Origin of the sequence: Ornithinimicrobium sp. (genome assembly GCF_051004135.1) — a bacterium.
In the GTDB taxonomy this organism is placed as follows: domain Bacteria; phylum Actinomycetota; class Actinomycetes; order Actinomycetales; family Dermatophilaceae; genus Ornithinicoccus.
In genome coordinates, this window is sequence record NZ_JBPCKQ010000203.1 from 1 (window position 1) to 14423 (window position 14423).

The 14423-nt window shown below is 71.8% G+C and carries 12 protein-coding genes; all 12 read left to right on the forward strand.

The annotated features are described in order from the left end of the window. Positions 1-341 (forward strand): bifunctional pyr operon transcriptional regulator/uracil phosphoribosyltransferase PyrR (pyrR, locus tag ACR2FV_RS14260; RefSeq protein WP_434016359.1); only part of this gene is annotated, 341 nt, incomplete at its 5' end. Further along, on the forward strand, positions 338-1270 hold the full coding sequence (locus ACR2FV_RS14265) for an aspartate carbamoyltransferase catalytic subunit (protein ID WP_434016360.1): 933 nt from the start codon (positions 338-340) through the stop codon (positions 1268-1270). The genes pyrR and ACR2FV_RS14265, both read left to right, overlap by 4 nt. After that, positions 1267-2601, forward strand: a complete 1335-nt coding sequence (locus ACR2FV_RS14270; protein ID WP_434016361.1) for a dihydroorotase — start codon at positions 1267-1269, stop codon at positions 2599-2601. Before ACR2FV_RS14265 ends, ACR2FV_RS14270 begins: the two co-directional genes overlap by 4 nt. Next, the gene (gene carA / locus ACR2FV_RS14275; protein WP_434016362.1) at positions 2594-3769 is read left to right on the forward strand and encodes a glutamine-hydrolyzing carbamoyl-phosphate synthase small subunit; all 1176 of its coding nucleotides are present in this window, start codon (positions 2594-2596) and stop codon (positions 3767-3769) included. Before ACR2FV_RS14270 ends, carA begins: the two co-directional genes overlap by 8 nt. Beyond that, positions 3756-7136: a carbamoyl-phosphate synthase large subunit gene (carB, locus tag ACR2FV_RS14280; RefSeq protein WP_434016363.1), complete on the forward strand. Its 3381-nt coding sequence runs from the start codon at positions 3756-3758 to the stop codon at positions 7134-7136. Before carA ends, carB begins: the two co-directional genes overlap by 14 nt. Further along, positions 7133-7987, forward strand: coding sequence for an orotidine-5'-phosphate decarboxylase (gene pyrF, locus ACR2FV_RS14285; protein WP_434016364.1), 855 nt, complete (start codon positions 7133-7135; stop codon positions 7985-7987). Before carB ends, pyrF begins: the two co-directional genes overlap by 4 nt. Before the next feature lie 182 nt (positions 7988-8169). Continuing rightward, positions 8170-8487: an integration host factor, actinobacterial type gene (gene mihF / locus ACR2FV_RS14290; protein ID WP_434016365.1), complete on the forward strand. Its 318-nt coding sequence runs from the start codon at positions 8170-8172 to the stop codon at positions 8485-8487. Beyond that, positions 8484-9110 carry a guanylate kinase gene (gmk, locus tag ACR2FV_RS14295; protein WP_434016366.1) on the forward strand — a complete coding sequence of 209 codons (627 nt, stop codon included), beginning with the start codon at positions 8484-8486 and terminating at the stop codon, positions 9108-9110. The genes mihF and gmk overlap by 4 nt, the downstream gene beginning before the upstream one ends. 6 nt (positions 9111-9116) lie before the next feature. Further along, positions 9117-9389: a DNA-directed RNA polymerase subunit omega gene (gene rpoZ / locus ACR2FV_RS14300; RefSeq protein WP_434016367.1), complete on the forward strand. Its 273-nt coding sequence runs from the start codon at positions 9117-9119 to the stop codon at positions 9387-9389. 21 nt (positions 9390-9410) lie between these two features. After that, on the forward strand, positions 9411-10691 hold the full coding sequence (coaBC, locus tag ACR2FV_RS14305; RefSeq protein ID WP_434016368.1) for a bifunctional phosphopantothenoylcysteine decarboxylase/phosphopantothenate--cysteine ligase CoaBC: 1281 nt from the start codon (positions 9411-9413) through the stop codon (positions 10689-10691). Positions 10692-10773: 82 nt separating this feature from the next. After that, the gene (metK, locus tag ACR2FV_RS14310) at positions 10774-11988 is read left to right on the forward strand and encodes a methionine adenosyltransferase (RefSeq protein WP_434016369.1); all 1215 of its coding nucleotides are present in this window, start codon (positions 10774-10776) and stop codon (positions 11986-11988) included. A 49-nt stretch (positions 11989-12037) separates the two neighbouring features. After that, positions 12038-14134 carry a primosome assembly protein PriA gene (locus tag ACR2FV_RS14315; protein ID WP_434016370.1) on the forward strand — a complete coding sequence of 699 codons (2097 nt, stop codon included), beginning with the start codon at positions 12038-12040 and terminating at the stop codon, positions 14132-14134. The last annotated feature ends 289 nt before the right edge of the window (positions 14135-14423 follow it).

A 14423-nucleotide genomic window follows, 5' to 3' on the forward strand; every position in this document is an offset into this window, starting at 1 on the left:
GCGACGACCTGCGTGACCAGCCGGTCCGGCATGTCGAGCCCACCCAGCTGCCCGAGGGGGGGATCGATGACAAGGTCGTCGTCCTCGTCGACGACGTGCTCTACTCCGGACGCACCGTGCGGGCCGCCTTGGACTCCCTGGCCGACTACGGACGGCCACGCATCGTCCGTCTCGCCGTCCTGATCGACCGGGGCCACCGGGAGCTGCCGATCCGGCCCGACTACGTGGGCAAGAACCTCCCCAGCGCCAAGACCGAGCGGGTCTCGGTGCGACTGGCCGAGATCGACGGGACGGACGAGGTCCGCATCGCCACCGGCCCGAGCCGCGAGGTGCACCCGTGAAGCACCTGCTGTCGATGGCAGACCTGGACCGCGACCAGATCACCGAGATCATGGACACCGCCGTCTCCATGCACGAGGTGCAGCACCGCGAGGTCAAGAAGCTGCCGACCCTGCGCGGACGCACCATCATCAACTTCTTCTTCGAGGACTCCACCCGCACCCGCAGCTCCTTCGAGCTGGCCGGCAAGTGGATGTCGGCGGACACGATCAACCTGACCGGCAAGGGCACCTCGGTCTCCAAGGGCGAGAGCCTGCGCGACACCGTCAGGACCATCGACGCGATGGGCGTGGACATGATGATCATCCGGCACATGGCCTCCGGTGCCCCGGCGCAGATCGCCCAGTGGACCGACTGCTCGATCGTCAACGCCGGCGACGGCACCCACGAGCACCCCTCCCAGGCGCTGCTGGACGCCTACACGATGCGGCAACGCCTCGGCGACCTCGCCGGCAAGCACATCGCCATCGTCGGCGACCTGACCCACTCCCGGGTGCTGCGCTCCAACCTGCTCTGCCTGCGTACGCTCGGAGCGCGGATCACCCTGGTCGCCCCGCCGACGCTGCTGCCCGCCGGGATCGGGCAGTGGTCGGATGCCGAGGGCTTCACCCCGGCATACGAGCTGGACGACGTGCTGCCGACTGTCGACGCGGTGATGATGCTGCGGGTGCAGCGGGAGCGGATGAGCGGCGGCTTCTTCCCGACCGCCCGGGAGTATGCCGTGACCTACGGCCTGACCACGGCTCGGCTGCGCCGGCTGCCCGAGCACGCCGTGATCTGCCACCCCGGCCCGATGAACCGCGGCCTGGAGATCTCCGGAGACGCCGCCGACGCCGCCCAGTCCCTCGTGCTCGACCAGGTCTCGGCCGGGGTCGCGGTGCGGATGTCCATCCTCTACCACCTGCTCGCAGGATCCGGGAGCGACCAGTGACCTCAACCGAGCAACGGGACCGACCGATCCTCGTCAAGGGCGCCGACCTGCTCGGCGAAGGTGCCACCGACGTCCTGGTCGTGGACGGTGCGATCGCCGCGGTCGGCGCCGACGCCGATCAGCACGCACCGACCGGCACGCAGACCCTGGACGCCGACGGGCTGGTCGCGCTGCCCGGCCTCGTCGACCTGCACACCCACCTGCGCGAGCCCGGCCGCGAGGATGCCGAGACCATCGAGACCGGCAGCCGGGCCGCAGCGGTCGGCGGCTACACCGCGGTGTTCGCCATGGCCAACACCGACCCGGTCACCGACACCGCCGAGGCCGCCGAACGCGTAGTGGACCTGGGACAGCGGGCCGGGTATGTCGACGTGCACCCGGTCGGTGCGGTCACCAAGGAGCTCGCCGGCGCCGAGCTGGCCGAGCTCGGTCTGATGGCCCGCTCCCGTGCCCGCGTGCGGGTGTTCTCCGACGACGGGCGCTGCGTGCACGACGCCCGGGTGATGCGCCGGGCCCTGGAGTACGTCTTGGCCTTCGACGGCGTCGTCTCCCAGCACGCCCAGGACCCCACGCTGGCGGGCCGCACCGCGTGCTGCCACGAGGGCGAGCTGTCGGGTCGGCTGGGGCTGCCCGGCTGGCCGGGGGTCGCCGAGGAGTCGATCGTGGCCCGTGACGTGATGCTCGCCCGGCACACCGGCTCTCGCGTGCACGTCGCGCACGCCTCGACCGCGGGCACGGTCGAGGTGCTCCGCTGGGCCAAGGCCCAGGGCATCGCGGTCACCGCGGAGGTCACCCCGCACCACCTGATGCTGACCACCGACCTGCTCACCACCTACGACCCGGTCTACAAGGTCAACCCGCCGTTGCGACCCGCCGAGGACGTGGCCGCGCTACGGGCCGCACTGGGCGACGGCACGATCGACATCGTCGCCACCGACCACGCCCCGCATGTCCGCCAGGACAAGGAGCACGCCTTCACCGACGCCGCCTTCGGCATGCTCGGCCTGGAGCAGGCCCTGTCGGTGGTCAGCACGACCATGGTGGCGACCGGGGCGATGAGCTGGGCCGACGTGGCCCGGGTGATGTCCACCGGTCCGGCGGCCATTGCCCGGCTTCGGGATCAAGGTCAAGGCCTGGTTGTCGGGGCTCCCGCCAACCTCACCCTGGTCGATCCGACCCGCGAGGTCACCGTCGACGCGGCCCGCTCGGCCTCGCTGTCCCGCAACAACCCGTGGCACGGTCACACCCTGACCGGCGCGGTCCACCTGACCATGCTGCGCGGCCTGGTCACCGCCCGCAAGGGCCTGACCTGGGGAGCCTCCGATGTCTGACCAGCCCGCAGTGCTCGTGCTCGAGGACGGCCGCCGGTTCACCGGCACCGCATACGGCGCCCGCGGCGAGACCGTCGGCGAGGCCGTGTTCTGCACCGGCATGACCGGCTACCAGGAGACGCTGACCGACCCGAGCTACCACCGGCAGGTGGTCGTGATGACCGCCCCGCACATCGGCAACACCGGGGTCAACACCGCCGACATGGAGAGCAAACGGATCTGGGTCTCCGGCTACGTGGTGCGTGACCCCGCCATCCGCCCGTCCAACTGGCGATCCCAGGGGGACCTGGGGCAGGCGCTGACCGAGCAGGGCGTCGTCGGGATCAGCGGCGTCGACACCCGCGCGATCACCCGGCACCTGCGCGACCGCGGCGCCATGCGCGCCGGCATCTTCTCCGGCGACAGCCTGTCGCGGGCGACCCCCGGCGAGCTGCTGCGGCGGGTCACCGACGCACCGCGGATGGCCGGCTCCGCGCTGGCTGCCGAGGTCTCCACCCCGCAGCCGTATGTCGTGCCCGCGGTGGGGGAGCGCCGGCTCACCGTCGCTGCCCTCGACCTGGGCATCAAGGGGATGACCCCCGCGCTGCTCGCCGCCCGCGGGGTCGAGGTGCATGTGCTGCCCTCCCGCAGCACCTTCGCCGACATCCAGGCCCTGGCCCCCGACGGCGTGTTCTTCTCCAACGGCCCCGGCGACCCGGCCACCGCCGACACCGAGGTCGAGCTGCTGGGTCAGGTGCTGGCGCACCGGGTGCCGTTCTTCGGCATCTGCTTCGGCAACCAGCTGCTCGGCCGGGCCCTCGGCCTGGGCACGTTCAAGCTGCCGTTCGGGCACCGCGGCATCAACCAACCGGTGCTGGACCGCGAGACCGGCAAGGTCGAGGTGACCAGCCACAACCACGGCTTCGCCGTCGCCTGGCCCGACGAGACACCGACCGACCAGCCTGCCGACACGGCATACGGCCAGGTGCGGGTCTCCCACGTCGCCCTCAACGACGACGTGGTGGAGGGGCTGGCCTGTCTGGACGTCCCGGCATTCTCGGTGCAGTACCACCCCGAGGCGGCGGCCGGCCCGCACGATGCGGAGTACCTCTTCGACCGTTTCGCCGACCTGATGGTGGCCCATCAAGATTCCACCGCTCAGCAGGGAGGCGCAGATGCCCAGGCGTGAGGACATCAAGAGCGTGCTGGTGATCGGGTCCGGCCCGATCGTGATCGGGCAGGCGGCCGAGTTCGACTACTCCGGCACCCAGGCCTGCCGGGTGCTGCGCGAGGAGGGCATCCGGGTGATCCTGGTCAACTCCAACCCGGCCACGATCATGACCGACCCGGAGGTCGCCGACGCCACCTACGTCGAGCCGATCACCCCCGAGATCGTCGAGAAGATCATCGCCAAGGAGCGGCCCGACGCCGTGCTGGCCACCCTCGGCGGGCAGACCGCGCTCAACGCCGCCATCTCGCTGCACGAGGCCGGAACGCTGGAGAAGTACGGCTGCCCGCTGATCGGCGCCAACGTCGAGGCGATCCAGCTGGGCGAGGACCGGCAGGCGTTCAAGGGCGTGGTGCAGCGTTGCGGCGCCGAGTCGGCACGCAGCGCGATCTGCCACACGATGGAGGAGGTGCTGGCCGCCGCCGACGACCTGGGCTACCCCGTCGTAGTCCGGCCCAGCTTCACGATGGGCGGGCTGGGCTCCGGCTTCGGCTACGACGAGGCGTCGCTGCGGATGATCGCCGGGGCCGGCTTGCAGGACTCGCCGACCACCGAGGTGCTCCTGGAGGAGTCGATCATCGGGTGGAAGGAGTACGAGCTGGAGGTCATGCGCGACCAGGCCGACAACGTCGTCGTGGTCTGCTCGATCGAGAACCTCGACCCGATGGGCGTGCACACGGGTGACTCGATCACTGTCGCCCCGGCAATGACGCTGACCGACCGCGAGTACCAGCGGCTGCGTGACATCGGCATCGCGATCATCCGCGAGGTGGGGGTCGACACCGGCGGGTGCAACATCCAGTTCGCGGTGAACCCCGAGGACGGGCGGATCATCGTCATCGAGATGAACCCGCGGGTGTCCCGGTCCTCCGCGCTGGCCTCCAAGGCCACCGGCTTCCCGATCGCCAAGATCGCCGCCAAGATGGCGCTGGGCTACACCCTCGATGAGGTGCCCAACGACATCACCTCACCCGGGGGGCTCCGCCCCCCGGGCACCCCCCAAACCACAGCGGCCTTCGAGCCGACCCTGGACTATGTCGTGGTCAAGGTGCCGCGCTTTGCGTTCGAGAAGTTCCCGGCCGCGGACCCCACGCTGACGACCACCATGAAGTCGGTGGGTGAGGCGATGGCGATCGGCCGCAGCTTCGCCGAGTCGCTCAACAAGGCACTGCGCTCCACCGAGCAGGCCGGCTCCTCCTTCCACTGGCGCCCCGACGCCAAACCGACCGGCGAGGGTATGGTGCGTGCCCTGTTGGACCAGGCCCGTATCCCCACCGACGGCCGCCTCGTCCTGGTGCAGCAGGCGCTGTGGGGCGGCGCCAGCGTCGAGGAGGCACACCAGGCCACCCGGATCGACCCGTGGTTCCTGGACCAGATCGTGGTCATCAACGACGCCGCCGAGGCGCTGCGGGCGAGTGCGGGCGAGGGCGCCGGAGCCGGCCGCCTGTCGCCGGAGGTGCTGCGGGCAGCCAAGCGGGTCGGCCTGTCCGACGCGCAGATCGCCGAGGTCGTCGGGATGAGCCAGGACGTCGTGCGCGGAGTGCGGCACGCTCTCGGGGTGCGCCCGGTCTACAAGACCGTTGACACCTGCGCGGGGGAGTTCGTCGCGCTGACGCCGTATCACTACTCCAGCTACGACGAGGAGACCGAGGTCGCCCCCCGGGAGCGGCCCGCGGTGATCATCCTGGGCTCGGGACCCAACCGGATCGGCCAGGGCATCGAGTTCGACTACTCGTGCGTGCACGCCTCCCTGGCGCTGCGCGAAGTCGGCTTCGACACGGTCATGGTCAACTGCAACCCCGAGACCGTCTCCACCGACTACGACACCTCCAGCAGGCTCTACTTCGAGCCGCTGACCCTGGAGGACGTCCTGGAGGTGGTGGCCGCCGAGCGCGCGGCCGGGCCGGTCGCCGGGGTGATCGTGCAGCTCGGCGGGCAGACCCCGCTGGGCCTGGCAGCCAAGCTCAAGGCCGAGGGGGTGCCGGTCGTCGGCACCTCCCCAGAGGCGATCCACCTCGCCGAGGACCGCGGCGCCTTCGGTCGGGTGCTGCACGAGACCGGGCTGACCGCTCCCCGGCACGGCACGGCATACAGCGTGGATGAGGCCCTGGTCGTCGCCCACGAGATCGGCTACCCCGTGCTGGTGCGCCCGTCCTACGTGCTGGGCGGGCGGGGTATGCAGATCGTCTACGACGACGAGTCGCTCACCGACTACATCGACAGTGCGGTGCGGGCCTCCCCGGAGCACTCGGTGCTGGTCGACCGGTTCCTCGACGAGGCCATCGAGATCGACGTCGACGGGCTCTACGACGGTCACGACCTCTACCTCGGCGGGATCATGGAGCACATCGAGGAGGCCGGCATCCACTCCGGTGACTCCGCGTGCGTGCTGCCCCCGATCACGCTGGGCCGCGAGGAGATGCGCAGGGTGCGCGAGGGCACCCGGTTGTTGGCCGAGGCGATCGGGGTGCGCGGCCTGATCAACGTGCAGTTCGCCCTGGCCCAGGACGTGCTCTACGTCCTGGAGGCCAACCCCCGGGCCAGCCGCACGGTGCCGTTCGTGGCCAAGGCGACCGGGGTGCCCCTCGCTCGGGCGGCCGCGCGGGTGATGTTCGGTGCCACGATCGCGCAGCTGCGGGAGGAGGGCATGCTGCCCCCGGTGCTCGACGGCGGGCGAATGCCGCCCGACGCGCCGGTCAGCGTCAAGGAGGCGATCCTGCCGTTCCGCCGGTTCCGCACCCAGACCGGGCAGGCGGTGGACTCCATCCTCGGCCCGGAGATGCGCTCCACCGGAGAGGTGATGGGCATCGACCACGACTACGGCACGGCGTTCGCCAAGAGCCAGCTGCGTGCCGGGTCGGCGCTGCCCACGGAGGGTCGCGTCTTCGTCTCGGTGGCCAACCGCGACAAGCGCTCGATGATCTTCCCGGTCAAGCGGCTGGTGGACCTGGGCTTCGAGGTGTTGGCCACGGCAGGCACCGCCGACGTGCTGCGGCGCAACGGCATACCGTCGCAGGTCGTGCGCAAGCACAGCGCCGGCCCGGGACCCGCGGGAGAGCCGACCGTGGTCGACCTGATCACCGCCGGGCAGGTCGACATGGTGATCAACACGCCGTCGGGTCGGGACTCCCGGGCCGACGGCTACGCCATCCGGGCGGCGACGACCAGCCTGGACCGTCCGATCATCACCACGGTGCAGCAGCTGGGCGCCGCGGTGCTCGGCATCGAGGCGATGCAGCGGGCCGACCTGCAGGTCGCCTCACTGCAGGAGCACGCTGCGCGGCTGGACCTGTTCGGGCGCGGTGCCGAGACCGAGCCGGACGAGTGACCACAGCCGGGCAGCCCGCCGGGTCGTTCGCCGCCCGGTTGCGCGGCGGCCTGGACCGGCACGGCCCACTGTGCATGGGCATCGACCCGCACCCCGGTCTGCTTGCCGAGTGGGGACTGCCTGACGACGCGGCGGGTCTGGAGCAGTTCGCCCGCACCGTCGTCGAGGCGGTCGCCGGTCAGGTGGCGGCGGTCAAGCCGCAGTCCGCTTTCTTCGAGCGGCACGGCTCCGCGGGGATCGTGGTGTTGGAGCGGGTGCTCACCGACCTGGCCGCGGCGGGCACGCTGAGCATCCTGGACGTCAAGCGCGGCGACGTCGGCTCCACGATGACGGCCTATGCGCAGGCCTACCTGGCCGAGGGCTCTCCGCTGGCCGCCGACGCGGTCACGCTCAGTCCCTACCTGGGCTACGGGTCGCTGCGACCGGCTATCGAGCTCGCCCGGGAGACCGGTCGCGGGGTCTTCGTGCTGACCTTGACCTCCAACCCCGAGGGCAGCCAGGTCCAGCACGCCGGGACGCCCAGCGTGGCGCAGCGGGTGCTGTCGCAGGTGGCGGCAGACAATGCCGGCGCGGAGCCGTTCGGCCATGTCGGCGTCGTGGTCGGCGCGACGGTGGGCTCGGCGATCGGGGACCTGGGTCTGGACCTCGCCGGCTCGCGCGCGCCAGTGCTCGCTCCCGGGGTCGGAGCACAGGGCGCCACGGCCGCCGACCTGGCCACGACCTTCGCGGGATCGATCGGGCGCCTGCTGGTGCCGGTCAGCCGTGGCGTTCTGGCCGGGCCCCCAGGCTCGAAGTCGTTAAGGCATCGAATGATGCAGGTCAGGGACCAGATCGGTGCTGCGCTGAGCTGAGCTCGCGGACTCCGCGCCACGCCGCGGCCGGGGTTGGCACAGCGCCTCCCGGGTCGCTAGGTTCGCAGGTGAGTCCCGCGAAAGGCCATGCTGGCATGGTCGGGACCGGCCACCGGGGCGGGTGACGCCTCCGGGGGGACGTGTCAAGGAAGCAACACCATGACGAGATCGAGGAGACGGACGTGCCGCTACCCCAACTGACATCCGAGCAGCGCGCAGACGCGCTGGCCAAGGCCGCAGAGGCCCGGCGCGAGCGCGCCGAGGTCAAGAACCGGCTGAAGCACTCGCAGGGCGACCTGCGAGGAGTCCTGGCCCTGGGCAAGGACAACGACGTCGTCGGCAAGATGAAGGTCTCCGCGCTGCTGGAGTCGATGCCCGGGGTCGGCCGGGTCCGGGCCGCCCAGATCATGCAGGAGATCGGGATCTCCGAGAGCCGGCGGGTGCGAGGTCTGGGGACCAACCAGACCGACAAGCTGCTGGAGCGGTTCGACTCCGCTTGAGTGACGCGGTCGACGACGAGCGGGGCGAGTCCACCATCGGGGGACCGTCCCGCCTCGTCGTCCTGGCGGGCCCGACAGCTGTGGGCAAGGGCACCGTCGCCGCACACATCCGGTCACACCACCCCCAGGTCTGGCTGTCGGTGTCGGTGACGACCCGGCCGCCGCGCGCCGGGGAGGTGGACGGTGTGCACTACCACTTCGTCAGTGAGCCCGAGTTCGACGAGCTGCGCCGGCAGGGCGGGCTGCTGGAGTGGGCGGTGGTGCATGGCGCAGCCAAGTACGGCACACCTCGGGCGCCGGTCGAGGCGGCGCTGCGCGACGGGCGGCCGGCCCTGCTGGAGATCGACCTGCAGGGCGCCCGCCAGGTGCGCGACGCGATGCCCGGGGCGCTGTTCGTCTTCCTGGCCCCCCCGTCCTGGGAGGAGCTGGTGCAGCGGCTGATCGGTCGGGGCACCGAGACCGAGGCCGAGCAAGAGGTGCGACTGGCCACCGCACGCACCGAGCTGGCCGCGGCGCGAGAGTTCGACGTCACCATCGTCAACGACGATGTCGCCCAGGCCGCCGCGGGCCTCGTATCATGGCTGGGGACTTCACCTGCACCATCACCCACCACCAAGGACTGACCTGACGTGATCGGAACCATCGCCCATCCCGACGGCATCACCAACCCGCCGATCGACAGCCTTCTGGAGAAGGCCGACTCCAAGTACGCGTTGGTGATCTACGCCGCCAAGCGTGCCCGCCAGATCAACGCCTACTACTCCCAGCTCAGCGAGGGTCTGTTGGAGTATGTCGGGCCGCTGGTCGAGGCCGACCAGACCGACAAGCCGCTGTCGATCGCGCTGCACGAGATCGACCAGCGCAAGCTGTACACCTCCAGCCCCGAGAACTCCCCGAGCTGATCCAGGCCGGCTGAGTCCCCCATGCGCGTCGTGCTCGGCGTCGGCGGAGGCATCGCGGCCTACAAGGCCTGTGCGCTGCTGAGGCGGTTCGCCGAGTCGGGGCACGAGGTCACCGTCGTGCCGACCCGGGCCGCCCTGCAGTTCGTGGGGGAGACGACGTGGGCGGCGCTGTCCGGACGCCCGGTGGCCCGTGACGTCTGGCACGACGCGCACGAGGTGCCGCACGTACGGCTGGGCCAGCAAGCCGACCTGGTCGTGGTCGCCCCCGCCACCGCCGACCTGCTCGCCAAGGCGGCGCACGGCCTTGCCGACGACCTGCTGACCAACGTCCTGCTCACCGCGCGTTGCCCGGTCCTGCTGGCGCCGGCCATGCACACCGAGATGTGGACGCACCCCGCCACGGTGGCCAACGTCGCGCTGCTGCGCGACCGTGGCGTGCACGTGCTCGACCCCGTCAGCGGGCGACTGACCGGCGCCGACAGCGGACCCGGTCGACTGCCCGAGCCCGGGGACATCCACACCGCGGCCATGGCGGCGGTGCAAGACCGGGCGGATGCTCTGGCCGAGCCGACTGCTGAGATGGGCCTGCGCGGGCTCCGGGTCCTGGTCACCGCCGGTGGCACGCGTGAGCCGCTGGACCCGGTGCGCTTCCTGGGCAACCGCTCCTCCGGCAAGCAGGGGTATGCCCTCGCGCAGGTGGCCGCACAGCGCGGCGCCGAGGTGCGCCTGGTCTGCGCGCACACCTCCCTGCCGGACCCGCCCGGGGTCCAGGTGCAGCGGGTCGAGACGGCCCGGGAGATGCAGCACGCCGTGCAGGCTGCGGTGGCGGAGGCCGACGTGGTCGTGATGGCTGCCGCGGTGGCGGACTTCCGCCCGGCGCAGGTCGCCGAGGCCAAGATCAAGAAGACGCACCACCCTGGGCAGCAGGACGAAGAAGCGCAGACCGCGGAGCAGGCGGACGACGCGCGGACCCTGCGCCTGGTGCGCAACCCCGACATCCTGGCCGGTCTCGTGCAGGCCCGCGGCGCCAACACCTCCCCGCTGCTCGTCGGGTTCGCCGCCGAGACCGGTGACGAGGACGGCGACGTGCTGCACCACGCCCGGGCCAAGCTGGACCGCAAGGGCTGTGACCTGCTGGTCGCCAACGAGGTCGGCACCGACCTCACCTTCGGCCACGACGAGAGCACCGTGCACCTGTTGCGCCCGGACACCGATGCGGTTCGCACCGTCGGCCCCGCGACCAAGCACGCCACCGCGGCCGCCGTGTGGGACACGGTCCGCGAGATCCTCGGGACACTCTGAGCGAGCACAGCCGCCCGGGACCGAGAGCGGGTTAGACTCCCGCCGTCAGCCAGCAGCCGCTGCATACCGAGGAGATCGCCGCATGACCCGACTGTTCACGTCCGAGTCCGTCACCGCAGGGCACCCCGACAAGATCTGCGACCAGATCAGCGACGGGATCCTGGACGAGCTGCTCCGCCAGGACCCAGGGTCCCGGGTCGCCGTGGAGACGATGGTCACCACGGGGCTCGTGCACGTCGCCGGCGAGGTGCGCACCAGTGGTTACGCCGAGATTCCCAAGATCGTCCGCGAGACCATCCTGGCCATCGGCTACGACAACTCGCACAAGGGCTTCGACGGCCGCACCTGCGGGGTGGAGGTCTCCATCGGCGAGCAGTCGATGGACATCGCTGTCGGGGTCGACACGGCATACGAGCACCGCACCGGCTCGACCGAGGACGCCCTCAACGCGCAGGGTGCCGGTGACCAGGGGCTGATGTTCGGCTACGCCTGCGAGGACACGCCCGAGCTGATGCCGCTGCCGATCCTCCTCGCGCACCGGCTGGCCGAGCGGCTCGCCGACGTGCGCACCAGTGGCGAGCTGGACTACCTGCGCCCGGACGGCAAGACCCAGGTCACCATCGGCTACGACGGCGACCGGGCGGTGCGGCTGGACACGGTCGTGCTGTCCACCCAGCACGCCGACCACGTCTCGCTGCAGGACCAGCTCGCGCCCGATATCCGCACCCGGGTCATCGAGCCGGTGCTGCAGGAGCTGCACGATGGGGGCGTCGAGCTGGCCACGGACGACTACCGCACGCTGGTCAACCCCACCGGCATCTTCGTGGTCGGCGGTCCGATGGGCGATGCGGGCCTGACCGGCCGCAAGATCATCGTCGACACCTACGGCGGGATGGCCCGGCACGGGGGCGGTGCGTTCTCCGGCAAGGACCCGAGCAAGGTGGACCGCTCGGCGGCCTACGCGCTGCGCTGGGTGGCCAAGAACGTCGTGGCGGCCGGGCTGGCCAGCCGCTGCGAGATCCAGGTGGCCTACGCCATCGGCACGGCGGCTCCGGTCGGGCTCTACGTCGAGACCTTCGGCACCGAGAGTGTGCCCGTGGAGCGGATCGAGAAGGCCATCGACACCGTCTTCGACCTGCGTCCCGCCGCGATCGTCGCCGAGCTGGACCTGCTGCGGCCCATCTATCAGGCAACGGCCGCCTACGGGCACTTCGGGCGCACCGGTGCCGACGGCGTCCCGGGCGCGTTCACCTGGGAGCGCACCGACCGGGTCGACGCGCTGCGCTCGGCCTGCTGAGGAGGCTCGGCCTGCGGGGTCTGTCACCGCTATGCGATAGACCAGTGCCGTGACCTCGACCCACTCCGACCCAGCCGGTGCCGGGGACCAGCTGAGCCTGGTCCCCGCACCGTCCGCGCGGGACGGCGGGGACGTCGTCACCCGGCCGGTGGCCCGGGTGGTCATCGACACGCCGCTGGCCCATCTGGACCGGGCCTTCGAGTATGTCGTGCCGGCCGAGCTGAGCGACCGGGTCGAGCCGGGCGTGCGGGTCCGCGTGCGGTTTGCGGGGCGTGACCACGACGGGTTCGTCCTGGACCGGGTCGCCTCGGCCGAGCACGCAGGCAAGCTGGCGCCAGTGCGCCGGGTGGTGGGGGAGGACATCGTGCTGACGCCCCATCTGGCCCGGGTATGCCGTCAGGTCGCCGACCACTACGCCGGCACCCTGTCCGACGTGCTGCGGCTGGCGATCCCGCCGCGGCACGCTCGCGCAGAGAAGGGTCTGGAGCCCTGCTGCGACCTCGAGGCGCCGGCTGCGCCCCCACCCGCGGGGGTGGCGGGCAGCGACGCCGCCTGGCAGGACTACCCGGCCGGGCCCGCGCTGTTGCGCAGGCTGGCTGCGGGCGAGGGGCCGGCGGCGGCCTGGTCGGCCCTGCCCGGCCGGCCGGCGTCGCTGGACTGGCCCGCCGCGATCGCCGAGGCGGTGGCCGCGACCCTGGCCTCCGGGCGGGGCAGCGTGGTCGTCGTCCCCGATCACCGAGACCTGGCCCGAGTCGGCGTCGCACTCACGGAGCGGCTGGGCGCCGACCGGCACGTGGAGCTGTCGGCAGCTCTGGGTCCGGGGGCGCGCTACCGGGCTTGGCTCAGCTTGTTGCGGGGCCATCGCCGGGTGGTCGTGGGCACCCGGGCCACGGCCTACGCGCCGGTGCGCGCACCGGGCCTGTTCGTCGTCTGGGACGACAGCGACGACCTGCTGCGCGAGCCGCGCACTCCTTACCCCCACGTCCGCGAGATCCTGCGGTTACGCGCCCACGACACCGGGGCCGGACTGCTCGTCGCCGGGTTCGGGCACAGTGTGGAGGTGCAGCACTGGGTGCAGCAGCGACGGGTGCACCCGGTCGCAGCGGCACCGGCCACCAGGCGCCAGTGGGCGCCGCGGATCGTGGTCGCGGGGGAGGGGCACGACGCGGCGCGCGACGAAGCCGCCGACCGCGCCCGGATCCCCTCGGCGGCCTGGCGGGCCGTGCACGATGCGGTGCGGACCGGTCCCGTGCTGGTCCAGGTGCCGCGGCGCGGCTACGCCCTGGCGGTGCAGTGCTCCCGCTGTCGTCACCCGGTGCGGTGCGGGCACTGCGGCGGGCCGACCCAGCTGCCAGGGCCGGAACAGCAGCCGACCTGCCGGTGGTGCGGTGAGCCACACGCCCGGGCGCCGTGCCCGGAATGTGGGAGCAGCGCGCTGCGCAGCGCCGTGGTGGGTGAGCAGCGCACGGCCGAGGAGATCGGCCGGGCCTTCGTCGGGGTGAGTGTGCGCACCTCCCGGGCAGGGCAGGTGCTGGCGGAGGTGGACGACCGACCGGGCATCGTGGTCGCGACCCCCGGCGCCGAGCCGGTGGCGCACGGTGGCTACCACGCGGTGCTGCTCCTGGACGGCTGGGCGCTGCTGGACCGGCCCGGTCTCGACGCGCCCATCGAGGCGTGGCGCCGCTGGGCCGGCGCGGCGGCCCTGCTGCGCCGTGCGCCTGATGCCCGGGTCGTCGTGACCGGGGTGGTCCCGCACGGCGGGGCGAGGGCCCTGGAGGCTCTGGTGCGGTGGGCCCCGGAGTGGCTGCTCAGTGCCGAGCTCGACGACCGGAGCGACCTTGGCCTGCCCCCGGTGCGTCGCATCGCACAGGTCACCGGGGACGTCGCCGTGGTGGCTGACCTGACCGAGCGGCTGCAGGCCGCACCGGCGGGCGCAGTGATCGAGGTGCTGGGCCCGACGACGGTCCCGGCACGCCTCGACGCATCCGGTGAGACCCCGGCTGCGCAGCAGATTGTCCTGCGCAGCGAAGGGTCCGACGACGAAGCGCTCGTCGCCGCGGTGCGTGAGCTGAGAACGTCCAGGAGCGCGCACAAGGCCCCTGGTCACGTCGTCGCGGTGCTCGATCCCGCAGACATAGGCGTCTGAAACATTGGTGTAACTCTGTCTCAACTCGGTAACAATCGGGTCACCACGAGGTGAGAAGTCTGGCAATCGTCCCGGTGTCTGCATACGTTGGCCCCTTGCAACCTCGGTGCGTCCGCTGGGCCCTGGGGTGACGATCACCGGGATCGTCAGCCGCCACCAGCGAGCCGCCCACTGACCCAGGAGGAACATTGAAGATCAGGCGCACGACGATGGCCATCGTGGCCGCTGGAGCCTTGGGGCTGACCGCCTGCACGTCCGACTCCGGTGACGGGGGCGGTAGCGGGGGCGG